Source organism: Streptomyces cyaneus, from assembly GCF_004028635.1.
GTDB lineage: Bacteria > Actinomycetota > Actinomycetes > Streptomycetales > Streptomycetaceae > Streptomyces > Streptomyces cyaneus.
The window spans coordinates 126,655-150,142 of sequence record NZ_RQJW01000006.1; the positions used below are offsets into that span (position 1 = coordinate 126,655).

21 protein-coding genes are annotated in these 23,488 nt (G+C 68.7%); 17 read left to right on the forward strand and 4 right to left on the reverse strand.

Annotated features, from left to right (window positions below):
- Nucleotides 1-32: 32 nt before the first annotated feature.
- Nucleotides 33-728: a demethylmenaquinone methyltransferase gene (locus tag EHO50_RS22675; RefSeq protein ID WP_128432922.1), complete on the forward strand. Its 696-nt coding sequence runs from the start codon at nt 33-35 to the stop codon at nt 726-728.
- On the opposite strand, the gene EHO50_RS22680 is transcribed toward EHO50_RS22675, so the two are convergent.
- Nucleotides 715-1,053 (reverse strand): PASTA domain-containing protein, encoded by a 339-nt coding sequence (locus EHO50_RS22680; RefSeq protein ID WP_281288232.1) that lies wholly within the window; start codon nt 1,051-1,053, stop codon nt 715-717. The two genes, EHO50_RS22675 and EHO50_RS22680, sit on opposite strands and share 14 nt — an antisense overlap.
- Nucleotides 1,054-1,180: 127 nt before the next feature.
- Complete coding sequence (locus tag EHO50_RS22685; RefSeq protein WP_128432924.1) at nt 1,181-1,687, reverse strand: GNAT family N-acetyltransferase; 507 nt, start codon at nt 1,685-1,687, stop codon at nt 1,181-1,183.
- 107 nt (nt 1,688-1,794) lie between these two features.
- Between EHO50_RS22685 and EHO50_RS22690 the strand changes: the two genes are divergently transcribed.
- The gene (locus EHO50_RS22690) at nt 1,795-3,117 is read left to right on the forward strand and encodes a geranylgeranyl reductase family protein (protein WP_128433473.1); all 1,323 of its coding nucleotides are present in this window, start codon (nt 1,795-1,797) and stop codon (nt 3,115-3,117) included.
- An 11-nt stretch (nt 3,118-3,128) separates the two neighbouring features.
- Here the strand turns inward: EHO50_RS22690 and def are convergent, their stop codons facing one another.
- Entirely contained in the window at nt 3,129-3,755 is a 627-nt protein-coding gene (def, locus tag EHO50_RS22695) for a peptide deformylase (protein WP_128432927.1), read from the reverse strand.
- Nucleotides 3,756-3,863: 108 nt separating this feature from the next.
- Between def and EHO50_RS22700 the strand changes: the two genes are divergently transcribed.
- Nucleotides 3,864-5,690, forward strand: a complete 1,827-nt coding sequence (locus EHO50_RS22700) for a hydroxysqualene dehydroxylase (protein WP_128432931.1) — start codon at nt 3,864-3,866, stop codon at nt 5,688-5,690.
- A gap of 125 nt (nt 5,691-5,815) precedes the next feature.
- On the opposite strand, the gene EHO50_RS22705 is transcribed toward EHO50_RS22700, so the two are convergent.
- Nucleotides 5,816-6,649, reverse strand: a complete 834-nt coding sequence (locus EHO50_RS22705; protein WP_128432935.1) for a C40 family peptidase — start codon at nt 6,647-6,649, stop codon at nt 5,816-5,818.
- 713 nt (nt 6,650-7,362) lie between these two features.
- Between EHO50_RS22705 and EHO50_RS22710 the strand changes: the two genes are divergently transcribed.
- The 14 genes from EHO50_RS22710 to nuoN are packed head-to-tail and all read left to right on the forward strand — an operon-like array spanning nt 7,363 to nt 23,421.
- Nucleotides 7,363-7,722 (forward strand): NADH-quinone oxidoreductase subunit A, encoded by a 360-nt coding sequence (locus EHO50_RS22710; protein WP_033319564.1) that lies wholly within the window; start codon nt 7,363-7,365, stop codon nt 7,720-7,722.
- A 15-nt stretch (nt 7,723-7,737) separates the two neighbouring features.
- The gene (locus EHO50_RS22715) at nt 7,738-8,292 is read left to right on the forward strand and encodes a NuoB/complex I 20 kDa subunit family protein (RefSeq protein ID WP_003998928.1); all 555 of its coding nucleotides are present in this window, start codon (nt 7,738-7,740) and stop codon (nt 8,290-8,292) included.
- Complete coding sequence (locus tag EHO50_RS22720; RefSeq protein ID WP_128432938.1) at nt 8,289-9,050, forward strand: NADH-quinone oxidoreductase subunit C; 762 nt, start codon at nt 8,289-8,291, stop codon at nt 9,048-9,050. The genes EHO50_RS22715 and EHO50_RS22720 overlap by 4 nt, the downstream gene beginning before the upstream one ends.
- Complete coding sequence (locus EHO50_RS22725; RefSeq protein WP_128432941.1) at nt 9,047-10,369, forward strand: NADH-quinone oxidoreductase subunit D; 1,323 nt, start codon at nt 9,047-9,049, stop codon at nt 10,367-10,369. The genes EHO50_RS22720 and EHO50_RS22725 overlap by 4 nt, the downstream gene beginning before the upstream one ends.
- Nucleotides 10,366-11,238: an NADH-quinone oxidoreductase subunit NuoE gene (gene nuoE, locus EHO50_RS22730; RefSeq protein WP_128432944.1), complete on the forward strand. Its 873-nt coding sequence runs from the start codon at nt 10,366-10,368 to the stop codon at nt 11,236-11,238. The genes EHO50_RS22725 and nuoE overlap by 4 nt, the downstream gene beginning before the upstream one ends.
- On the forward strand, nt 11,238-12,587 hold the full coding sequence (gene nuoF, locus EHO50_RS22735) for an NADH-quinone oxidoreductase subunit NuoF (RefSeq protein WP_128432947.1): 1,350 nt from the start codon (nt 11,238-11,240) through the stop codon (nt 12,585-12,587). Before nuoE ends, nuoF begins: the two co-directional genes overlap by 1 nt.
- Nucleotides 12,584-15,088 (forward strand): NADH-quinone oxidoreductase subunit G, encoded by a 2,505-nt coding sequence (locus tag EHO50_RS22740; protein ID WP_128432950.1) that lies wholly within the window; start codon nt 12,584-12,586, stop codon nt 15,086-15,088. The genes nuoF and EHO50_RS22740 overlap by 4 nt, the downstream gene beginning before the upstream one ends.
- The gene (gene nuoH / locus EHO50_RS22745; RefSeq protein WP_128432953.1) at nt 15,085-16,449 is read left to right on the forward strand and encodes an NADH-quinone oxidoreductase subunit NuoH; all 1,365 of its coding nucleotides are present in this window, start codon (nt 15,085-15,087) and stop codon (nt 16,447-16,449) included. The genes EHO50_RS22740 and nuoH overlap by 4 nt, the downstream gene beginning before the upstream one ends.
- Nucleotides 16,442-17,083: an NADH-quinone oxidoreductase subunit NuoI gene (gene nuoI, locus EHO50_RS22750; protein ID WP_128432956.1), complete on the forward strand. Its 642-nt coding sequence runs from the start codon at nt 16,442-16,444 to the stop codon at nt 17,081-17,083. The genes nuoH and nuoI overlap by 8 nt, the downstream gene beginning before the upstream one ends.
- Nucleotides 17,080-17,922, forward strand: coding sequence for an NADH-quinone oxidoreductase subunit J (locus EHO50_RS22755; RefSeq protein ID WP_128432959.1), 843 nt, complete (start codon nt 17,080-17,082; stop codon nt 17,920-17,922). The genes nuoI and EHO50_RS22755 overlap by 4 nt, the downstream gene beginning before the upstream one ends.
- A complete protein-coding gene (nuoK, locus tag EHO50_RS22760) occupies nt 17,919-18,218 on the forward strand; it encodes an NADH-quinone oxidoreductase subunit NuoK (RefSeq protein WP_003998919.1) in 300 nt (99 codons plus the stop codon). Before EHO50_RS22755 ends, nuoK begins: the two co-directional genes overlap by 4 nt.
- 15 nt (nt 18,219-18,233) lie before the next feature.
- Entirely contained in the window at nt 18,234-20,198 is a 1,965-nt protein-coding gene (gene nuoL / locus EHO50_RS22765; RefSeq protein ID WP_128432962.1) for an NADH-quinone oxidoreductase subunit L, read from the forward strand.
- Nucleotides 20,199-20,203: 5 nt separating this feature from the next.
- Nucleotides 20,204-21,775 carry an NADH-quinone oxidoreductase subunit M gene (locus EHO50_RS22770; RefSeq protein WP_128432965.1) on the forward strand — a complete coding sequence of 524 codons (1,572 nt, stop codon included), beginning with the start codon at nt 20,204-20,206 and terminating at the stop codon, nt 21,773-21,775.
- The gene (gene nuoN / locus EHO50_RS22775; protein ID WP_128432968.1) at nt 21,772-23,421 is read left to right on the forward strand and encodes an NADH-quinone oxidoreductase subunit NuoN; all 1,650 of its coding nucleotides are present in this window, start codon (nt 21,772-21,774) and stop codon (nt 23,419-23,421) included. Before EHO50_RS22770 ends, nuoN begins: the two co-directional genes overlap by 4 nt.
- The last annotated feature ends 67 nt before the right edge of the window (nt 23,422-23,488 follow it).

Here is a 23,488-nt window from a genome sequence, read left to right on the forward strand (position 1 = left end):
GCTTCCGTCAGGGCGGCTGCAAGAATGAGCGCGTGACCCGCGCTTCCCTGAACAAGCAGCCGCACGAAGTCGCCTCGATGTTCGACGACGTGGCGGAACGGTACGACCTGACGAACGACGTGCTGTCGCTCGGCCAGGACCGTGTGTGGCGCAAGGAGGTGGCGAAGGCGGTCGATGCCCGCCCCGCGCAGAAGGTCCTCGACCTGGCGGCCGGCACGGCCACCTCGTCCCTGCCCTTCGCGCAGACGGGCGCGTATGTCGTCCCCTGCGACTTCTCCCTCGGCATGCTCCAGGTCGGCAAGAAGAAGCACCCGTGGCTGCCGCTGACGGCGGGCGACGCGACGAAGCTGCCGTTCAAGGACGACACCTTCGACGCGGTCACCATCTCCTTCGGACTGCGCAACGTCCAGGACTTCGACGCCGCCCTGCGTGAGATGTACCGGGTGACGCGGCCCGGCGGCCGGGTCGTGATCTGCGAGTTCTCGCACCCGACCTGGGCGCCTTTCCGCACGGTCTACACCGAGTACCTGATGCGCGCCCTGCCCCCGGTCGCCCGCGCGGTGTCCTCGAACCCCGAGGCGTACGTCTACCTCGCCGAGTCCATCCGCGCCTGGCCCGACCAGCCGGCCCTCGCCGAACGCCTGCGCAAGGCCGGCTGGTCGAAGGTGGCCTGGCGGAACCTGACGGGCGGAGTGGTGGCCCTGCACCGGGGCTTCAAGCAGAGCTGACGACGGGGTACGGGTCTCCTGGCTCGTCGAGCTCGCGCTCCAGCCCGCCCTTCGGCGGCCGCGGGATGCGTGGCTCGCGTACGCCTCCGCCGCCCTCACCTTCGCCGAAGTCGAACCAGACGTAGACCAGAGAGTCCCGCGGCACCTCGGCACCGGGCTGGGGATACTGGCGTACGACGTAGTCGACGACGGTGAGGTGGAAGTCCGGCCGGTCCGGTGCGTTGAGGAGCAGGCCGTGCGACTTCGCTGCCTCGCGCGCGTCCATGGCCATCAGTCCGACGAACCTCGGTACGCGCACCTCGGGCGTTTTGGGTGTTATACGCACAGATGTCACCCCCAGCGGTACTGGCAGGGTAACCGCCCGGGGGTACCGCCCGGAAGCGTCAAGTATCTTTCTGTAGCAGTCGGTTACTCAGGGTCACGAAAGGCTTTGCGAATTCGCGAAACCGGCGTCACAGATCGAGCCGGTAGCAGTGCCCCTGCTGCCGAGCGTCCGGTGTGGTGAACACCTCGGCGAGCCGCATCTCCAGCCGCCGCGTCACCGCGATCGACCGCTCGTTGCGGGCGTCGACCATCGCCACCACGCTCGGCACCCCGGCCGCCCGAACCCGCTCCAGCGTCAACCGCGCGGCCGCGGTGACATACCCCTTGCCCCAGTACTCCCGCCCGAGCCGCCAGCCGATCTCGATCTCCCCCGCGGGCCCCCAGGCCCGCTCCCACGGCTGGGCGCCGGTGAAGCCGATGACCTGCTCGTTCTCGTCGAGCATGGTCCACAGGCAGAACCCGAGCTCGGCGTCGTGCCGACGCTGTCGGGCGGTGAGCTCCTCGTAGACGGACAGCTCCGCGGCCCTGCCGCCGTGGAACTCCATGACATCCGGGTGGGCGAAGACCCGGTGCCAGGCGACGGCGTCCTCGTCGGTGGGGACACGGAGCCGTACGACAGGCAGAACTCGGTTCACGGGGGCAGCCCTTCAGCCGGGTGATCAACGCTGCTGAATAGACTGCCCATGTCCAGTGCCGGTCGGCACACAGATTTCGAACTTGGGGAGATCCCGACGTGACCGACGTGACCGAGCCCGTCTCCTCGCCCCACTCCTCTCCCCTCTCCTCACCCCTCTCCGAGAACACCGCCGATGTGATCGTCGTCGGCGCGGGGCCGGCCGGCGCCACGACGGCGTACCACCTGGCCAAGTCCGGCCTCGATGTCCTGCTGTTGGAGAAGACCGAGTTCCCGCGGGAGAAGGTCTGCGGCGACGGCCTGACCCCGCGCGCGGTCAAACAGCTGGTGGCCATGGGCATCGACATCTCCGAGGAAGCCGGCTGGCTGCGGAACAAGGGCCTGAGGATCATCGGCGGCGGCGTGCGCCTCCAGCTGGACTGGCCCGACCTCGCCTCCTTCCCCGACTACGGCCTGGTCCGCAAGCGCGACGACTTCGACGAGCAACTCGCCCGCCAGGCCCAGAAGGCAGGCGCCCGCCTCTACGAGCGCTGCAACGTCGGCGCCCCGATCATCGACGACCGCACCGGCCGCATCACCGGCGTCCACGCCAAGCTCGGCGAGGAGAAGCGCGAGGTCACCTTCCACGCGCCCCTGGTGGTCGCCGCCGACGGCAACTCCACCCGCCTCTCCCTGGCGATGGGCCTGCACCGCCGCGAGGACCGCCCGATGGGCGTGGCCGTACGGACGTATTTCGAAAGCCCCCGCCACGAGGACGACTACCTGGAGTCCTGGCTGGAGCTGTGGGACCGCCGCGGCCCCGGCGAGGACCGCCTCCTGCCCGGCTACGGCTGGATCTTCGGCATGGGCGACGGCACGTCGAACGTCGGCCTGGGCGTGCTCAACACCTCCGACTCCTTCAAGGAGCTGGACTGGCGCGAGGTACTGAAGGCCTGGTGCGCCTCCATGCCGGAGGACTGGGGCTACACGCCGGAGAACATGACCGGCCCGATCCGCGGCGCCGCCCTCCCCATGGCCTTCAACCGCCAACCCCACTACACCAAGGGCCTGCTGCTGGTCGGCGACGCCGGCGGCCTGGTGAACCCCTTCAACGGCGAGGGCATCGCCTACGCCATGGAGTCCGGCCAGATCGCCGCCGACGTCATCGTCCAGGCCCACGCCCGCTCGACCCCCGCCGGGCGCGAACTCGCCCTCCAGCGCTACCCGCGCGTCCTGAAGGACACCTACGGCGGCTACTACACGCTGGGCCGCGCCTTCGTGAAGCTCATCGGCAACCCGAAGGTCATGAAGATCGCGGCCCAGCGCGGCCTGACCCACCCGGTGCTGATGAAGTTCACCCTGAAGCTCCTGGCCAACCTCACCGACCCGACGGGCGGCGACGCGATGGACCGGATCATCAACGGGCTGAGCAAGGTGGCGCCGAAGGCCTGACCCGGCGGCGACTACCCGTTGAGGGCCTCGATGTTGGCGGCCCGGCGTGCGAAGACCTCCTCGCGCCGGTCCGCCACCTGCCGCAGCGCGTCCTTGCGCTCGCGCTTGGAGAGCCGGTCCAGGTAGACGTGGCCGCCCACGTGGTCGGTCTCATGGGCGAGACAGCGGGCGAAGTACCCCGTGCCCTCGATCACCAGCGGCTCGCCGTCCTTGTCGTACCCGCGCACCACGGCCCGGTCCGGACGCGGCACGTCCATCACCGCGCCCGGCACGGACAGGCAGCCCTCGCTGTCGTCGAGCAGCCTGCGCCCGGCCGGGTCGAGCGGCTCCAGCACCGGGTTCACGATGTGCCCGACATGCCGGACCCCGTCGTCGTCCGGGCAGTCGTACACGAACAGCCGTAGATCGACGCCGACCTGGTTCGCCGCCAGTCCGGCCCCGTCGGCGATGTACATCGTCAGGAACATGTCGTCGATGAGCGCGGCGAGATCGGGCCCGAACTCGGTGACGTCCCGGCACGGCTTGTGCAGCACCTCTTCCCCCACCTCGGTGATCCTGCGCACCGACCCACGCCGGGCCTCGGGCGCGAGCGGCGGATACGACTCGACGGGCCTGCCTTGCACGAAAACGCTGGGCATCGCTGTGTCTCCTTGTTGTCCTTGGGCTGTTGCGTGTTGTGAGGATGCTGTGGTCGGCCGAGAAACGGGCTTCCGACCTCCGCAGACCCTCCCTACCCTCACGGATTCATGACAACAGAACACGCGCACGAGCCCCAGGAGAAGACAGGTCACACGCGATCCGGCCACACCCGCAGACGCTTTCTGGCCGGTGCCGGGGGAGTGGCCGGCACCCTCGCCTTATGGCCGGCCGGCAGCGCGCGGGCCGCGGCAGGCAAGCGGGTCGCTGTCCTCGGCGGCGGAGTCTCCGGCCTGAGCGCCGCCCACGAACTCGCCGAACGCGGCTACGCGGTCACCGTCTACGAGTACTACGACACCCTCGGCGGCAAGGCCCGCTCGATGCCCGTCCCCGGCACGGCGGCCGGCGGCCGCGCGGACCTCCCCGCCGAGCACGGCTTCCGCTTCTTCCCCGGCTTCTACCGGAACCTGCCGGACACCATGCGCCGCATCCCCGTCCCCGGCAACGCGAACGGCGTCCACGACAACCTCCGCAGCGGCACCGAGGCCCTGTTCGCCCGCGCCGCCGGCCGCCCCGACCTGCACTTCCCGCTCCGCCGCGCCACCACCCCGCCCCGCCCCGGCGATCTCACCCTCAGCTGGATCCGCGACCAGATCCTCTCGGTGCTGGACCTCGGCACCCGCCTCCCGGCCCACGAGGTCGCCTACTTCGCCGACCGGCTCCTCGTCCACCTCACCAGCTGCGACGCCCGCCGTGAGGAGGTGTGGGAGAAGGTCGCATGGTGGGACTTCATACGCGCCGAGGAGATGAGCGAGGAGTACCGCACGCTCCTGGGCATCGGCCAGACCCGCAATCTGGTCGCCACCCGCGCGGAGGTGGCGTCCACCCGAACCGTCGGCCGCGTCATCATCGAGGCCCTGCTCCTGTGGGGCCTGCTCGGCCGCGGCATGGACGGCGACGCCGACATCGACCGCATCCTCAACGCCCCCACCAGCGAGGCCTGGATCGACCCCTGGGAGGCCCACCTGCGCTCCCTCGGCGTCCGGTTCGTCCTCGGCACCCAGGCCCACGAGATCCTCTACGACGGCGGCCGGGTGACCGGCGTCCGCGTCTCCGCCCGCGACGGCGCCGACGAACGTACCGTCACCGCCGACCACTACATCTCCGCGCTGCCCGTCGAGCACGCCCGCGTGACGTGGGGCCCCGCCCTGCGCGCGGCCGACCCGCAGCTCGCGCGCTGCGACGCCCTCCAGACCGACTGGATGACCGGCGTGATGTTCTACCTGCGCACACCCACCCCGGTCGTGCACGGCCACATCAACTGCCTCGACTCACCCTGGTCGGTGACCGGCATCGGCCAGGCCCAGTTCTGGGACGGACGGGACTTCTCGCGCGACTACGGCGACGGCCGGGCCCACGACTGCCTCTCCGCGATCATCTCGGAATGGGACAAGCCCGGCATCCTGTACGGCAAGACAGCCAAGGAGTGCACCAAGGAGGAGGTCGTCGCCGAACTCTGGGCCCAGCTGAAGGACGGCCTGAACGACGCCGGCAAGACCACGCTCCGGGACGAGGACCGCCTCGGCTGGTTCATGGACCCGGCGGTGACGGGCCTCGGAGGCCCCGATCCGCGCAACCGCGAACAGCTCCTCATCCACCCCACGGGCACCCTCTACGACCGCCCCACGGCCCACACGAAGGTCCCGAACTTCTTCCTCGCAGGCGACTACGTCCGCACGGACGTCGACCTGGCAACGATGGAGGGCGCCAACGAATCCGCCCGCCTCGCCGTCAACGCCCTCCTGAAAGCGGACGATTCGGACGCCGAGCGCTGCCGGATCTGGGAGCTGTACCGGCCCCCGGAGCTGGAGCCGCTGAAGCGGATCGACGAGGTGCGCTACAAGCTGGGCCTGCCCAACACCTTCGACCTGGGATGAGACGGTTCGCCCCGGGATGAGGGCTTGCCTCGGGGTGAGCCCTCGACCCGGGATGAGCTCGCTCCGGGAGGAGACGGAAGGGCCGCTGCCCCCGAGCGGCTGCGGCCCTTCCGAAACCGTACGGCTCAGAGCACGCGCACCGCACCCGACGCCGGATAGCCGGAGAGGTCCTGGACGACGACACCCTTGGACGGGTTGGCCGCGTCCAGGTACTGACCGTTTCCGTAGTAGACGCCCACGTGGTACGCGGAGCCCTTGCCGCCCCAGTACAGGATGTCGCCGACCTGAAGGTTGGACAGCGACACCTCGGTGCCCTGCATCGACTGGTCCTGCGAGACCCGCGGCAGGTCGACGCCGACCTGCTTGAACGCGGCCTGGACCAGGCTGGAGCAGTCCCACGCGTTGGGGCCGGTGGCACCCAGGACGTACGCGTCGCCCAGCTGCGCCTCAAGGAAGGACATGACCGTCGCGACGCTGCCGCTGGCGGGAGCGGCCACGCTCGTGCTGGTGCTCGCGGAAGCGGACAGGGTGGCCCGCTCGGCGCTGCGCGAGGCGGCGGCCTCTGCGGCGGCCCGACGGGCCTCCTCGGCCTTCTTCTTCGCCTCGGCCTTCTTCTTGGCCTCCGCGAGGTCCTTCTTGGCTTCCTTGGCCGCAGCGGCGGCGGCCGCGTCACGCTCGGCGTCGAGCTCGTAGTTCGCGGCCGCCAGCTGAGTGGCGTCCGCGGACTGGGCGAGCTGGTCCGCCAGGTCACCCGTGAGGGTGGGCAGTTCGAGGGTCTGCGTAACCGGCTCGGCGGCGTTCGCCGTGGCCGCAGCACCTGCCGCTGCCATGCTGAGGACGCCACCGGCAACTCCGGCACGCATCGCGATGGTCGTCGATGCGCCGCGGCGGGGCTTCCGGTGGCTACGTATGTGAGCGGTGTGGGACATGAGAACAACCGGTATCAGGGGCTCCTCCATACCTTCAAGAAACGTGTGCTGCGCCACAGTTACTCAATCGCCGCCCCAATTTCCCGGCCTGCCGCCCTTTATTGACGCCGTAACGGACATTGCGGACCCCCTCGATCCCGCCCGTGATCACGTACTTTCATCATTAAGTCCGAATTGCCCATCGCTTACCACTTGTTGGAACCGGTGGCCAAGCCCGGTTCTCTGGGTCTCGCATCGGTGTGGCAGAGGTCACGCAACGGTTACGGCGATGTGCGCGTCCCGTGCCCGGATCCCGCCTCGTGTCGCTCGTGAATGCGTGCACGCGTCCACATCCCACTCCGAGGCTCCCTCTCATGTGTGAACGCATGCCTCTATCAAGACATCCCGTCCAGCACCAATTTGCATGCAAGGGAACCATCTTGATATTGAGACGACCCCTCCGAGCTGCATCAACGAGCGGAAATGTCACCTCTGGTGATCACCTGAACGCTTCTCGTGCGAAGATCACCGCTCATCCGGCTTCATGATCCTTCGTCAGGTGGTGGAGATCACAAAGCTTGTGTAATACCCCGTGTCGCAGATCACAGAGCGGCGGGCATAAGATGCGAGGCAGTTGGGCTTGTGACCTGCTTCACATGTTCTCGATCTTCGCCGGGACGAGCGGGGCTCGTGGGACCGGTGAGGCGGCTGTGAGCCCAGTGCAACCGCCAGCAGTCAGTGCCGACTGAGAGGAGCGAGGAGCGGTGAACGCCTATGCGCCCATCCTCGTACTGGGAGCCCTCGGGGCAGGCTTTGCGATCTTCTCCGTGGTCATGGCCACGCTGATCGGTCCGAAGCGGTACAACCGGGCCAAGCTCGAGGCCTACGAGTGCGGTATCGAGCCGACCCCCACGCCGGCCGGTGGCGGGCGCTTCCCGATCAAGTACTACCTGACGGCGATGCTCTTCATCATCTTCGATATCGAGATCGTCTTCCTCTACCCCTGGGCCGTCACCTTCGACGCCCTGGGTGTTTTCGGGCTCGTGGAGATGCTGCTCTTCGTGCTCACCGTCTTCGTCGCGTACGCGTACGTATGGCGGCGCGGCGGCCTGGAATGGGACTGAGGGGCCTTTAACGACATGGGACTCGAAGAAAAGCTGCCGAGCGGATTCCTGCTGACCACCGTCGAGCAGGCCGCGGGCTGGGTGCGCAAGGCGTCTGTCTTCCCGGCCACTTTCGGCCTCGCCTGCTGCGCCATCGAGATGATGACCACCGGCGCCGGCCGCTACGACCTGGCGCGCTTCGGCATGGAGGTCTTCCGCGGATCCCCGCGCCAGGCCGACCTGATGATCGTCGCCGGCCGGGTCAGCCAGAAGATGGCGCCGGTGCTCAGGCAGGTCTACGACCAGATGCCGAACCCCAAGTGGGTGATCTCCATGGGGGTCTGCGCCTCCTCGGGCGGCATGTTCAACAACTACGCGATCGTCCAGGGCGTCGACCACATCGTCCCGGTCGACATCTATCTCCCCGGCTGCCCGCCACGGCCGGAGATGCTGATGGACGCCATCCTCAAGCTGCACCAGAAGATCCAGACCTCCAAGCTCGGCGTGAACGCCGAGGAGGCTGCCCGGGAAGCGGAGGAAGCGGCGCTCAAGGCCCTGCCCACGATCGAGATGAAGGGGCTGCTGCGGTGAGCGACGCGAACGGCACCAACGGGGCGAACGGGTCGAACGGGGTCAACCCCGAGAAGGACCTCAGCGCCTCCAACCTCCCCGGCCAGCGCGGCCAGGGCGGTGAGGAGATCCGCGTCCAGCGCGGCATGTTCGGCGCCGACAACGGCGGCGACACCTCCGGCTACGGCGGCCTGGTCCGCTCGGTCCGGCTCCCGGGACCGGCGAGTCGCCCCTACGGGGGCTGGTTCGACGAGGTCGCCGACGAGCTCGAGGGCGCGCTGGAGGAACAGGGCCTCCTCCCCGACAACGCGATCGAGAAGACGGTCGTCGACCGCGGCGAACTCACCTTCCACATCGAACGCGAGCACCTGGTCCGCGTCGCCCGCACCCTGCGCGACGACCCGGCCCTGCGCTTCGAACTGTGCACCGGCGTCAGTGGCGTCCACTACCTCGGCGACAAGGGCCGTGAGCTGCACGCCGTCTACCACCTGCGCTCGATCACCCACAACCGGCTGATCCGCCTCGAAGTCAGCGCCCCCGACAGCGACCCGCACATCCCGTCGCTGGTCTCCGTGTATCCCACGAACGACTGGCACGAGCGCGAGACGTACGACTTCTTCGGCATCGTCTTCGACGGTCACCCGGCCCTGACGCGGATCATGATGCCGGACGACTGGCAGGGCCACCCGCAGCGCAAGGACTACCCCCTCGGCGGCATCCCCGTCGAGTACAAGGGCGCCCAGATCCCGGCTCCGGACCAGCGGAGGTCGTACTCGTGAGCACGCAGTCAGCATCCGCCCGCGAAACCACCGAGGGCACCGTATATACGGTCACCGGTGGCGACTGGGACGAGGTCGTCCAGGCCGCGGCCCGCGCCGACGACGAGCGCATCGTCCTCAACATGGGTCCGCAGCACCCCTCCACCCACGGAGTGCTCCGCCTGATCCTGGAGATCGACGGCGAGACCGTCACCGAGGCCCGCTGCGGCATCGGCTATCTCCACACCGGCATCGAGAAGAACCTCGAGTACCGGACCTGGACGCAGGGCACCACGTTCGTGACGCGCATGGATTACCTGACGTCCTTCTTCAACGAGACCGCCTACTGTCTCGCCGTCGAGAAGCTCCTCGGCATCGAGGACCAGATCAGCGAGCGCGCCAAAATCATCCGGGTGCTCCTGATGGAGCTGAACCGGCTCTCCTCCCACCTGGTGTGCATCGCCACCGGCGGCATGGAACTCGGCGCCACCACGATCATGATCTACGGATTCCGTGATCGTGAAATGATTCTCGACATCTACGAGCTCATCACGGGCCTGCGGATGAACCACGCGTACATCCGCCCCGGCGGACTCGCCCAGGACCTCCCGCCCGGTGCGGTGGACCAGATCCGCGAGTTCGTGAAGAAGATGAAGAAGAACCTCCCGGAGTACGACAAGCTCGCCACCGGGAACCCCATCTTCAAGGCCCGCATGCAGGACATCGGCTACCTCGACCTGGCCGGCTGCATGGCCCTCGGCGCCACCGGCCCGATCCTGCGCTCCACCGGCCTGCCGCACGACCTGCGCAAGGCACAGCCGTACTGCGACTACGAGACGTACGACTTCGAGATCCCGACCGCCGACACCTGCGACTCCTACGGGCGCTTCCTGATCCGCCTGGAGGAGATGCGCCAGTCGCTCGGGATCGTCGAGCAGTGCCTGGACCGGCTGCAGCCCGGCCCGGTCATGGTCGCCGACAAGAAGATCGCCTGGCCCGCCCAGCTCGCCCTGGGACCGGACGGACTGGGCAACTCCCTCGACCACATCAAGAAGATCATGGGCACCTCCATGGAGGCCCTGATCCACCACTTCAAGCTGGTCACCGAGGGCTTCCGCGTCCCGCCGGGACAGGCGTACGCGGCCGTCGAGTCGCCCAAGGGCGAGCTCGGGGTGCATGCAGTGTCCGACGGCGGCACCCGCCCCTTCCGGGTCCACTTCCGCGACCCGTCCTTCACCAACCTGCAGGCCATGGCGGCGATGTGCGAAGGCGGCCAGGTCGCCGACGTCATCGTCGCCGTCGCGTCCATCGACCCCGTGATGGGAGGCGTCGACCGGTGACCACCTCTTCTTCCGAGCGGGGCGTCAGCCTGGGCATGCCCGAACTGCCCGCGCCCGCATACCCGGACGACGTTCGAGAACGGCTCGAGCGGGACGCGCGCGAGCTCATCGCCCGCTACCCGGACTCCCGGTCCGCCCTCCTGCCGTTGCTGCACCTCGTGCAGTCGGAGGAGGGCCATGTCACGCGCACCGGGATGCAGTTCTGCGCGGACATGCTGCACCTGACCACGGCCGAGGTCACCGCGGTCGCCACCTTCTACACCATGTACCGGCGCAAGCCGAGCGGTGACTATCAGGTGGGCGTCTGCACCAACACCCTGTGCGCGGTGATGGGCGGTGACGCGATCTTCGAGGAGCTCCAGGAGCACCTGGGTGTCGGCAACGGCGAGACCACCGACGACGGCAAGGTCACCCTGGAGCACATCGAGTGCAACGCGGCCTGCGACTTCGCCCCGGTCGTGATGGTCAACTGGGAGTTCTTCGACAACCAGACCCCGGCGAGCGCCAAGAGCCTCGTCGACGACCTGCGCGCGGGACGGGATGTCGAGCCGACGCGCGGGGCGCGGCTGTGCACCTTCAAGGAGACCGCGCGGATCCTCGCCGGCTTCCCCGACGAGCGGCCCGGGGCCGTCGAGGCAAGCGGCAGTGCGGGACCGGCTTCGCTGGTGGGCCTCCGCCTGGCCAAGGGAGAGACCGCACCCGCGCGCGTGGTCCATCCGCGGGACGGCGGCCCGCATGACGAGCCGCAGGGCAGCGCGGTGCACGAGCCGTCTCCGACCGAGCACCTCAGTTCGCATGACGCGCCGCAGGACACATCGGCATCCGACCCGGCCCACCCGGCAGGGCCTACCGCCGAGGAGGGGGAGTGATGACCTTGGCACCCGAGCTGAAAGACACCAGCCCCGAGAAGCTGCTCGCACCCGTGCTGTCGGCCTTCTGGGACGAGGACAGGTCCTGGACGCTGGACGTCTACCGAAGGCACGAAGGATACGAGGGACTTCGCAAGGCGCTCGCCATGACGCCGGACGACCTGATCGCGTACGTCAAGGACTCCGGTCTGCGCGGGCGCGGCGGCGCGGGATTCCCGACGGGAATGAAATGGCAGTTCATTCCCCAGGGTGATGGAAAACCGCACTATCTAGTTGTCAACGCCGACGAATCGGAGCCCGGAACCTGCAAGGACATTCCGCTCCTCTTCGCGAACCCGCATAGCCTCATCGAGGGCATTGTCATCGCGTGTTATGCCATCAGGTCTTCGCATGCCTTCATCTATCTGCGTGGTGAAGTCGTCCCCGTTCTGCGGCGGCTGCACGAGGCCGTGCGCGAGGCCTACGCGGCCGGCTACCTCGGCGAGAACATCCTGGGCAGTGGACTCGACCTCGAACTCACCGTGCACGCGGGCGCTGGCGCGTACATCTGCGGTGAGGAGACCGCGCTGCTCGACTCGCTCGAAGGCCGCCGTGGTCAACCGCGGCTTCGTCCCCCCTTCCCTGCGGTGGCAGGTCTCTATGCCTGCCCGACTGTTGTGAACAACGTCGAGTCGATCGCGTCGGTTCCCGCGATTCTGAATCGGGGCAAAGACTGGTTCCGGTCGATGGGCAGCGAGAAGTCCCCGGGCTTCACGCTCTACTCGCTCAGTGGCCATGTCGCGAGCCCCGGGCAGTACGAGGCGCCGCTCGGCATCACACTCCGCCAGCTCCTGGAGATGAGCGGCGGGATGCGCCCCGGCCATCGCCTCAAGTTCTGGACACCGGGCGGCTCCTCGACGCCGATGTTCACCGACGAGCACCTCGACGTCCCCCTTGATTACGAAGGAGTGGGTGCCGCGGGTTCCATGCTCGGAACGAAGGCGCTCCAGTGCTTCGACGAGACGACCTGCGTCGTACGCGCCGTCACCCGCTGGACCGAGTTCTACGCCCACGAGTCCTGCGGCAAGTGCACGCCCTGCCGCGAAGGCACGTACTGGCTCGTGCAGTTGCTGCGCGACATCGAGGCCGGCAAGGGCGTGATGAGTGACCTCGACAAGCTGAACGACATCGCCGACAACATCAACGGCAAGTCCTTCTGCGCCCTCGGCGACGGTGCCGCCTCGCCGATCTTCTCCTCGCTGAAGTACTTCTGCGAGGAGTACGAGCAGCACATCACGGGCCGCGGCTGCCCCTTCGACCCGGCCAAGTCGACGGCCTGGGCCGACCACCGCACGGAGGTACACGCATGACTGTGACCACCAGCGCTCCCTCCGGAGGGGGCGAGGCGGCGGTCCCGCCGGAAGATCTCGTCTCGCTGACCATCGACGGCGCGGAGATCAGCGTGCCCAAGGGCACCCTGGTCATCCGGGCCGCCGAGCAGCTCGGCATCGAGATCCCCCGCTTCTGCGACCACCCCCTCCTCGACCCGGCCGGCGCCTGCCGCCAGTGCATCGTCGAGGTCGAGGGCCAGCGCAAGCCGATGGCGTCCTGCACCATCACGTGCACGGACGGCATGGTCGTGAAGACGCACCTCACCTCACCGGTCGCCGAGAAGGCCCAGAAGGGTGTGATGGAGCTCCTGCTCATCAACCACCCGCTGGACTGCCCGGTCTGCGACAAGGGCGGCGAGTGCCCGCTGCAGAACCAGGCCATGTCGCACGGGCACGCCGAATCCCGCTTCGAGGGAAGGAAGCGGACGTACGAGAAGCCCGTCCCGATCTCCACGCAGGTGCTGCTCGACCGCGAGCGCTGCGTGCTGTGCGCCCGCTGCACCCGGTTCTCCAACCAGATCGCGGGCGACCCGATGATCGAGCTGGTCGAGCGGGGCGCGCTCCAGCAGGTCGGCACCGGTGAGGGCGACCCCTTCGAGTCGTACTTCTCCGGCAACACCATCCAGATCTGTCCGGTCGGCGCGCTGACCTCGGCGGCGTACCGGTTCCGCTCCCGCCCCTTCGACCTCGTCTCCTCGCCGTCGGTGTGCGAGCACTGCTCCGGCGGCTGCGCGACGCGCACCGACCACCGGCGCGGCAAGGTCATGAGGCGCATGGCGGCCAACGACCCCGAGGTCAACGAGGAGTGGATCTGCGACAAGGGGCGGTTCGCGTTCCGGTACGCGCAGCAGCGCGACCGGCTTCAGACGCCTCTCGTGCGCAACGCCGAGGGAGACCTCGAGCCGGCCTCCTGGCCGGAGGCGCTGCAGATCGCGGCCCAGGGGCTGCTCGCCTCACGCGGCCGCACCGGAGTCCTGACCGGCGGTCGGCTCACCATCGAGGACGCCTACGCGTACAGCAAGTTCGCGCGCGTGGCGCTCGACACCAACGACATCGACTTCCGCGCGCGCGTGCACAGCGGCGAGGAGGCCGACTTCCTCGCCGCGCAGGTCGCCGGTCACGGCCGTGACCTGGACGGTACGGGCGTCACATACGCCTTCCTGGAGAAGGCGCCGGCCGTTCTGCTGGCCGGGTTCGAGGCCGAGGAAGAGGCCCCCGGCGTCTTCCTGCGACTGCGCAAGGCCTGGCGGGGGCACGGCCAGAAGGTCTTCTCGCTCGCCACGCACTCCACGCGCGGTCTGGAGAAGGCCGGCGGCACGCTGCTGCCCGCCGCCCCCGGCACCGAGACCGAGTGGCTGGACGCGCTCGCGAGCGGCGTCGGCCTGGACGGCGCCGGTGCGCAGGCCTCCGACGCGCTGCGCGCCGAGGGCGCGGTGATCGTCGTAGGCGAGCGGCTGGCCGCTGTGGCGGGCGGGCTGACGGCCGCCGTACGGGCCGCGGCCGCGACCGGCGCCCGGCTGGTGTGGATCCCACGCCGGGCGGGTGAGCGCGGCGCCGTGGAGGCCGGTGCGCTGCCGTCGCTGCTGCCGGGTGGGCGTCCCGCTACCGACCCGCGCGCGCGTGAGGAGGTCGCCGCCGTCTGGGGCCTGGCCGAACTCCCGCACCGCTACGGCCGCGACACCGGCCAGATCGTCGAGGCCGCCGCGACCGGCGAACTCCAGGCCCTGCTGGTCGCGGGCGTCGAGGTCGCCGACCTGCCCGATCCGGCACGCGCGCGTGAGGCGCTCGCCGAGGTCGGCTTCGTGGTCTCGCTGGAGCTGCGGCCCGGGGAGGTGACCGAGCTCGCCGATGTCGTGCTGCCTGTCGCCGCGGTCGCCGAGAAGGCCGGCACCTTCCTCAACTGGGAGGGCCGGGTGCGGTTCTTCGAGGCCGCGCTCAAGCCCGACCAGATGACCGGTCGCCTCGCCCCGGCCGACGCGCGCGTGCTGCAGATGCTGGCCGACGCCATGGACGTACACCTGGGTCTGCCGGATCTGCGCACCACGCGCGCGGAGATCGACCGGCTCGGCGCCTGGGACGGACCGCGGGCCACCGACCCCCTGGAGATCGCAGCCCAGCTGCCGCGGCCGGCCGTCGGTGAGGCCGTCCTGGCCGGGCACCGGCTGCTGCTCGACCAGGGCCTCCTTCAGACGGGCGACGAAGCGCTCGCCGGCACCCGGCACGCCGCCCACGCGCGTTTGTCGGCCGCCACGGCCGCCGAGGCCGGCGTCAAGGACGGCGACGTCCTTGCCGTGAGCGGCCCCGCCGGAGTCGCCGAACTCCCGCTGCAGATCACGGAGATGCCCGACCGTGTGGTGTGGCTCCCGCTGAACTCCGTGGGCGGTGGTGTCGCCTCCGACACCGGCGCGCTGCCCGGCTCACTCGTCCGCATCGGCCCGGCGACCCTCGCGACCGAGGCCCCTCAGGAGGTGGAGGCATGAGCCCGTTCCTCGCCGCTGAAGACCTCTCGATGTTCGGCCGCGACCCCTGGTGGCTGGTCGTCATCAAGGCGGTGTTCTGCTTCGCCTTCCTGATGGTGACCGTGCTGTTCTCCATCGTCTGGGAGCGCAAGGTCGTCGCCTGGATGCAGCTGCGCATCGGCCCCAACCGGCACGGCCCGTGGGGCATGCTCCAGTCGCTCGCCGACGGCATCAAGCTGATGCTCAAGGAAGACGTCATCGTCAAACGCGCGGACAAGGTGGTCTACGTCCTCGCACCGATCGTCGCGGCCATCCCGGCCTTCATGGCGATCGCGGTGATCCCCTTCGGGCCGGCCGGCAACGAGATCTCGATCTTCGGCCACCGCACCACCATGCAGCTCACCGACCTGCCGATCGCGATGCTCTACATCCTCGCGGTCGCCTCGGTAGGCATCTACGGCATCGTGCTGGCGGGTTGGAGTTCTGGATCCACCTACCCGCTGCTCGGCGGCCTCCGCTCCTGCGCGCAGATGATCTCGTACGAGATCGCCATGGGCGCCGCCTTCGCCTCGGTGTTCCTCTACTCCGGGTCGATGTCGACCTCGGCGATCGTCGAGGCGCAGCAGGACCGCTGGTACATCGTCCTGCTGCCGGTCTCCTTCCTGATCTACATCGTGACGATGGTCGGCGAGACCAACCGCGCCCCGTTCGACATGCCGGAGTCCGAGGGCGACCTGGTCGGCGGCTTCAACACCGAGTACTCGTCGATCAAGTTCGCGATGTTCATGCTCGCCGAATACGTGAACATGGTGACGGTCTCGGCCGTGTCCGTGACGCTCTTCCTGGGCGGCTGGCGGGCCCCGTATCCGGTGAGCGCCTTCTGGGAGGGCGCGAACCACGGCTGGTGGCCGCTGCTCTGGTTCGTGATCAAGGTCCAGCTGCTGCTGTTCTTCTTCATCTGGCTGCGCGGCACGCTCCCGCGCGTCCGCTACGACCAGCTGATGAAGCTCGGCTGGAAGGTCCTCATCCCGGTCTCCGTCGTCTGGCTGATGCTCGTCGCGACCGTGCGGACTCTTCGGAACGAGAACTACGACTTCGCCGACATCGCCCTCTACGTCGGCGGCGGCGTCCTCGCGCTGCTGCTCCTCTCCTTCGTCGCGGACATGTTCCGCGAGCGGACGAAGGCGGGCGCGCAACCCGTCGAGGAGCCCGCCGGCTTCGACGCGATGGCGGGCGGATTCCCCGTACCGCCACTGCCCGGACAGGAGCTTTCGCCGGTGCCTCGGCGCCGCCCGCGCCGCGAGCGTGAGCTGATTGTCAGTGGTGGGCCCGATACTCAGAGTGACGGATCTCTGGATGGAAAGGAGGCGTCCGATGGCTGAGGAGCCCAAGGAGACCAAGCCCGGTTTCATGAACCCCGTCGCAGGCTTCGGCGTGACCTTCAAGGCCATGTTCAAGAAGCGGCTGACCGAGCAGTACCCGGAGCAGCAGAAGACCACCGCTCCCCGCTTCCACGGACGGCACCAGCTCAACCGCCATCCGGACGGCCTGGAGAAGTGCGTGGGCTGTGAGTTGTGTGCCTGGGCCTGCCCCGCCGACGCCATCTATGTGGAGGGCGCCGACAACACCGACGAGGAGCGCTACTCGCCGGGCGAGCGGTACGGCCGCGTGTACCAGATCAACTACGCCCGCTGCATCCTGTGCGGCTTGTGCATCGAGGCGTGTCCCACGCGCGCGTTGACGATGACCAACGAGTTCGAGCTCGCGGACTCCAGCCGCGCCAACCTGATCTACACCAAGGAGCAGCTGCTCGCCGGACTCGAGGACGGCATGGTCGACACCCCCCATGCCATCTACCCGGGGACGGACGAGCAGGACTACTACCGGGGTCTGGTGACGGAGGCCGCGCCGGGGACCGAGCGCCAAGTGGCCCTCTCCAAGGGCGAGGTCCCGCAGGAGGCCGCGACGACCTTCGGCGAGGACGAACCGGCGTCCGAGAAGGTGATCGGGCGATGACCGAGCAGCTCGCCGCCTACTCCACCTCCACCGGAGAGGCCTTCCAGTTCTGGATCCTCGGCACCGTCGCCGTGATCGGCGCCCTGTGCACCGTCTTCATGAAGAAGGCCGTGCACAGCGCGCTCTGCCTGGCCGGCACCATGATCGTCCTGGCGGTCTTCTACCTCGCCAACGGCGCCTACTTCCTGGGAATCGTGCAGATCGTCGTCTACACCGGCGCGATCATGATGCTGTTCCTGTTCGTGGTGATGCTCGTCGGCGTCACCGCCGCGGACTCCCTGAAGGAGACCATCAAGGGCCAGCGCTGGCTGGCCCTTCTGTGCGGCCTGGGCTTCGGCATCCTGCTGGTCGGGGGCATCGGCAACGCCTCGATCACGGAGTTCAACGGCCTCGCCCAGGCGAACGCGAACGGCAATGTGGAGGGCCTCGCGGTCCTCCTCTTCAGCAAGTACGTGTTCGCCTTCGAGATCACCGGTGCCCTGCTGATCACGGCCGCCATCGGTGCCATGGTGCTCACCCACCGCGAGCGCACCGAGCGCGCCAAGACGCAGCGCGAGCTGTCCGAACAGCGCGTCCGCGAAGGCAAGCACGTTCCGCCGCTGCCGGCGCCCGGCGTGTACGCCCGGCACAACGCGGTCGACATCGCGGGCCTGCTGCCCGACGGCACCCCCTCCGACCTCACGGTCAGCAAGACGCTGCGCGAGCGCGGCCAGATCCGTGACGTGTCCACCGAGGCGCTCAACGACCTCAAGGCCCTGGAACAGCGCGCGGAGGAACGGCTGGAGCGGACCGCGATCGAGCCGTCGACCTTCAAGCGGCCCGAGGAGGCGTCGAAGTGAACCCCGTCAACTACCTCTACCTCGCCGCCCTGTTGTTCACGATCGGCGCCACCGGCGTGCTGATCAGGCGTAACGCGATCGTCGTCTTCATGTGCATCGAGCTCATGCTCAATGCCTGCAACCTCACGCTCGTCGCCTTCTCCCGGATGCACGGCAATCTCGACGGCCAGATCATCGCCTTCTTCACGATGGTCGTCGCCGCCGCCGAGGTCGTGGTCGGGCTCGCGATCATCGTGTCGCTGTTCCGTTCCCGCCACTCGGCCTCGGTCGACGACGCCAGCCTGATGAAGCTCTAAGGGGTCGGAAGAATCGTGGAGAACCTGATTGCGCTGCTGATCGCGGCGCCATTGCTCGGAGCGGCCGTACTGCTGTGCGGCGGCCGGCGTCTCGACGCCGTCGGCCAGTGGATCGGCACGCTCCTGTCGTTCGTCTCCTTCGTCTTCGGCGTGATCCTCTTCGCCGACCTGCTGGGCAAGGACGCCGAACACCGCACCCTCACCCAGCACCTGTTCAGCTGGGTCCCGGTCGAGGGCTTCCAGGCGGACGTCGCCTTCCGCCTCGACCAGCTGTCGATGACGTTCGTGCTGCTGATCACCGGCGTCGGCTCGCTGATCCACCTGTACTCGGTCGGGTACATGGAGCACGACGAGCGGCGCCGCCGCTTCTTCGGCTACCTGAACCTGTTCCTCGCGGCGATGCTGCTGCTCGTCCTCGCCGACAACTACCTCCTGCTGTACGTCGGCTGGGAGGGCGTCGGTCTCGCCTCCTACCTCCTCATCGGGTTCTGGCAGCACAAGCCCAGCGCCGCCACCGCAGCGAAGAAGGCCTTCCTGGTCAACCGCGTCGGCGACATGGGCCTGTCGATCGCGATCATGATGATGTTCCTGTGGTTCGGCACCTTCGCCTTCGGGCCGGTGCTCGGCGGCGAGGGGGAGCCCGGCCTGGTCGGCGACGCGAGCGAGGGCAGGCTCACCGCCATCGGCCTGATGCTGCTGCTCGCCGCCTGCGGCAAGTCCGCCCAGGTGCCGCTGCAGTCCTGGCTCGGGGATGCGATGGAGGGCCCGACCCCGGTCTCGGCCCTCATCCACGCCGCGACGATGGTGACCGCGGGCGTCTACCTGATCGTCCGCTCCGGCGCCATCTTCAACGCCGCGCCGGACGCGCAGCTGGTGGTCACCATCGTCGGTGCCGTCACGCTCCTCTTCGGTGCGATCGTCGGTTGCGCGAAGGACGACATCAAGAAGGCGCTGGCCGGCTCGACCATGTCGCAGATCGGCTACATGGTCCTCGCCGCGGGTCTCGGCCCCATCGGCTACGTCTTCGCGATCATGCACCTGGTGACGCACGGCTTCTTCAAGGCCGGGCTGTTCCTCGGCGCCGGTTCGGTCATGCACGGCATGAACGACGAGGTCGACATGCGCAAGTACGGCGGCCTGCGCAAGTACATGCCGGTCACCTTCGTCACCTTCGGCCTCGGCTACCTCGCCATCATCGGCTTCCCGGGGCTGTCCGGCTTCTTCTCCAAGGACAAGATCATCGAGGCGGCGTTCGCCAAGGGCGGCACCGAGGGCTGGATCCTGGGCGGCTGCGCGCTGCTGGGCGCGGCCATCACGGCGTTCTACATGACGCGCGTGATGCTGATGACGTTCTTCGGCGAGGAGCGCTGGCGTCACGCGAAGACCGCGTCACCGGCCGAGCCGAGTGTGGAGCCCGCCGCCGAGACGCACGGCGAGCACGCGGAACCGCATCCGCACGAGTCGCCCAAGGTCATGACGATCCCCATGATCGTGCTGGCCGTCGGGTCGGTGGCCGGCGGTGCGTTCTTCAGCATCGGCGACCGCTTCGTGCACTGGCTGGAGCCCATCACCGGGCACGCCCACGGCAACCCGCCCATCAGCGCGGGAGCGGTCACCGGCGCCACCGTCGCGTGCATGGTCATCGGCGTCGCCATCGCCTACGCCCAGTACGGCCGCCGTCCGGTCCCGGCCGTCGCCCCGCGCGGGTCGCTGCTCACCCGGGCCGCCCGGCGCGACCTGCTCCAGGACGACTTCAACCACGTCGTCCTGGTGCGCGGCGGCGAGCACCTCACGCGCTCCCTGGTGTACGTCGACCACACCCTGGTCGACGGCGTCGTCAACGGCACGGCGGCCTCGATGGGCGGCCTGTCCGGACGGATGCGCAGGCTGCAGAACGGCTTCGCGCGGTCGTACGCGGTCTCGATGTTCGGCGGTGCGGCGATCCTCATCGCCGCGACCCTGCTGATGAGGGCGGTCTGATACCGATGTCCTTTCCTCTGCTGACAGCGACGGCGGCGCTCCCGGCGATCGGGGCGATCGCCACGGCCGCCGTACCGGCCGCCCAGCGCACCGCCGCGAAGTGGCTGGCGCTGCTCTTCTCGCTCGCCACACTCGCCCTCGCGATCACGGTCCTGGTCCGCTTCGACCCGGACGGCGACCGCTACCAGCTCACCGAATCCCACGCCTGGATCGCGGACTTCGGGGTCCGCTACGAGCTGGGCGTGGACGGCATCGCGGTGGCGCTGATCGCGCTGACCGCGCTGCTGATCCCGTTCATCGTCCTCGCGGGCTGGCACGACGCCGACCCGCTGGAGACCGGCAGCAGCCGTTGGCGGCCGACGCAGGGCTTCTTCGCCCTGATCCTGGCCGTCGAGGCGATGGTGATCCTCTCCTTCGAGGCCACCGATGTCTTCCTCTTCTACATCTTCTTCGAGGCCATGCTCATCCCGATGTACTTCCTCATCGGCGGCTTCGGGGACCGTGCCCACGAGCACGGCGAGAAGGTGGCGTCGACGCAACGGTCGTACGCGGCCGTGAAGTTCCTGCTGTACAACCTGGTCGGCGGTCTGATCATGCTGGCCGCGGTGATCGGCCTCTATGTCGTCGCCGGGAACTTCAGCCTCCAGGAGATCGCCGAGGCCCGCGCCAACGGCACGCTCGACATGGCGACGAACACCGAACGCTGGCTGTTCCTCGGCTTCTTCTTCGCCTTCGCGGTGAAGGCGCCGCTGTGGCCGTTGCACACCTGGCTGCCCAACGCCATGCAGGAGGCCACCACACCGGTTGCCGTCCTCATCACCGCGGTCGTCGACAAGGTGGGCACCTTCGCGATGCTCCGCTTCTGCCTCCAGCTGTTCCCGGAGGCCAGCAAGTGGGCGACGCCCGCCATCCTCGTGCTGGCGGTGATCAGCATCGTCTACGGGGCGCTGCTCGCGGTCGGCCAGCGCGACATGAAGCGCCTGATCGCGTACGCGTCGATCTCGCACTTCGGTTTCATCATCATGGGCATCTTCGCGATGACCAGCCAGGGCCAGTCCGGTGCCACGCTCTACATGGTCAACCACGGCATCTCCACGGCCGCGTTGATGCTGGTGGCCGGCTTCCTGATCTCGCGGCGCGGCTCGCGGCTCATCGCCGACTACGGCGGTGTGCAGAAGGTCGCCCCGGTGCTCGCCGGCACCTTCCTGATCGGCGGCCTGGCGACGCTGTCGCTGCCAGGACTGGCACCGTTCGTGAGTGAATTCCTGGTCCTGGTCGGCACGTTCACGCGTTATCCGGTGATCGGCATCATCGCCACCTTCGGCATCGTGCTCGCCGCGCTCTACACCCTCGTCCTCTACCAGAGGACGATGACGGGCCCGGTGAAGCCGGAGGTCTCCGCGATGCCTGACCTCAGGGTGCGCGAACTCGTGGTCGTCGCTCCGCTGGTCGTACTGCTGATCTTCCTGGGCGTCTACCCGAAGCCCGTCACGGACATCGTCAATCCGGCGGTCCAGCAGACCATGTCCGACGTACAGAAGAAGGACCCCCAGCCCGAGGTGGAGGCGGCCAAGTGAGCGCATCAGCCGTCCACAGCCTGTGGACAACCGCGGCCGACCCGATCTCGAAGATCGACGCGCCGAAGATCGAGTATGGACAACTCTCGCCCACCCTGATCGTCGTCGGCGCGGCGATCGTCGGGGTGCTGATCGAGGCGGTCGTCCCACGCAAGGCGCGTTACTACGCGCAGGTGTTCGTCTGCGTCGTGGCGCTCGTCGCGGCCTTCGCCGCTGTCGTGGCGCTGGCGGCCGGTGGGTACGCCACGACCAAGGCGGGCATCGCCGCGATGGGTGCGATCGCCGTCGACGGACCGGCCCTCTTCCTGCAGGGCACGATCCTGCTGGCGGGCCTGGTCGGCCTGTTCACCTTCGCCGAGCGGCGACTCGACCCGGCGGCGCACGGCAACCGGGTCGACTCCTTCGCCGCGCAGGCCGCCTCCGTGCCGGGCAGCGACAGTGAGAAGGCCGCGGTGAAGGCCGGGTTCACCACCACAGAGGTGTTCCCGCTGCTGATGTTCGCCGTCGCCGGCATGCTGATCTTCCCGGCGGCCAACGACCTGCTGACGCTGTTCATCGCCCTGGAAGTCTTCTCGCTCCCGCTGTACCTGATGTGCGCGCTGGCCCGCCGCAAGCGGCTCATGTCGCAGGAGGCAGCGGTCAAGTACTTCCTGCTGGGTGCCTTCGCGTCCGCGTTCACGCTGTTCGGCATCGCGCTGCTGTACGGCTACTCGGGCTCCGTGTCGTACGCGGCGATCGCGCAGGTCGTCGACGGCACGGTCCCGGACGTCAGCCCGGCGCTCGCGGACACGATGGGCAACGATGCGCTGCTGCTCGTCGGCGCCGCGATGATCGTCATGGGTCTGCTGTTCAAGGTGGGTGCGGTGCCGTTCCACATGTGGACGCCGGACGTGTACCAGGGCGCGCCGACGCCGGTGACCGGGTTCATGGCGGCGGCGACGAAGGTGGCGGCGTTCGGTGCGCTGCTGCGTCTGCTGTACGTCGTCCTGCCCGGCCTGCGCTGGGACTGGCGGCCGGTCATGTGGGGCGTGGCGATCGTCACCATGCTGGGCGGTGCGATCGTCGCGATCACACAGACCGACATCAAGCGGCTGCTGGCGTACTCGTCGATCGCGCACGCGGGCTTCATTCTCGCGGGTGTCATCGCGACCACGCCGTCCGGAGTGTCGTCCGTCCTCTTCTACCTGGGTGCGTACTCCTTCGTCACGATCGGCGCGTTCGCGGTGGTGACGCTGGTGCGCGACGCGGGCGGCGAGGCGACGCACCTGTCCAAGTGGGCCGGTCTGGGACGCCGTTCGCCGCTGGTCGCGGCCGTGTTCGCGGTGTTCCTGCTGGCCTTCGCGGGCATTCCGCTGACCTCCGGCTTCGCCGGGAAGTTCGCCGTGTTCAAGGCGGCGGCGGAGGGCGGGGCCGGCCCGCTGGTCGTGGTCGGTGTGATCTCGTCCGCGATCGCGGCGTTCTTCTACATCCGCGTCATCGTGCTGATGTTCTTCAGCGAGCCGAACCCGGAGGGGCCGACGGTCGCCGTGCCGTCGCCGCTGACGATGACGGCGATCGGGGTGGGTGTGGCGGTCACGCTGGTGCTGGGTGTGGCGCCGCAGTACTTCCTGGATCTGGCGAGCCAGGCGGGAGTGTTCGTGCGCTGACACGGCACTCACCTGCCTGTACGACGCGGCCCGGCACCTCTCGGGGGTGCCGGGCCGTCGTGGTGTG

Excerpts from the sequence above, each read along its gene's own strand:
- EHO50_RS22740 (WP_128432950.1), top strand. The coding sequence starts at position 12,584 with ATGACTGTGACCACCAGCGCTCCCTCCGGAGGGGGCGAGGCGGCGGTC.
- EHO50_RS22770 (WP_128432965.1), top strand. The coding sequence starts at position 20,204 with ATGTCCTTTCCTCTGCTGACAGCGACGGCGGCGCTCCCGGCGATCGGG.
- def (WP_128432927.1), bottom strand. The coding sequence starts at position 3,755 with ATGCCCAGCGTTTTCGTGCAAGGCAGGCCCGTCGAGTCGTATCCGCCG.
- EHO50_RS22755 (WP_128432959.1), top strand. The coding sequence starts at position 17,080 with ATGACCGAGCAGCTCGCCGCCTACTCCACCTCCACCGGAGAGGCCTTC.
- EHO50_RS22700 (WP_128432931.1), top strand. The coding sequence starts at position 3,864 with ATGACAACAGAACACGCGCACGAGCCCCAGGAGAAGACAGGTCACACG.
- nuoH (WP_128432953.1), top strand. The coding sequence starts at position 15,085 with ATGAGCCCGTTCCTCGCCGCTGAAGACCTCTCGATGTTCGGCCGCGAC.
- nuoF (WP_128432947.1), top strand. The coding sequence starts at position 11,238 with ATGACCTTGGCACCCGAGCTGAAAGACACCAGCCCCGAGAAGCTGCTC.
- EHO50_RS22705 (WP_128432935.1), bottom strand. The coding sequence starts at position 6,649 with ATGGAGGAGCCCCTGATACCGGTTGTTCTCATGTCCCACACCGCTCAC.
- nuoI (WP_128432956.1), top strand. The coding sequence starts at position 16,442 with ATGGCTGAGGAGCCCAAGGAGACCAAGCCCGGTTTCATGAACCCCGTC.
- EHO50_RS22715 (WP_003998928.1), top strand. The coding sequence starts at position 7,738 with ATGGGACTCGAAGAAAAGCTGCCGAGCGGATTCCTGCTGACCACCGTC.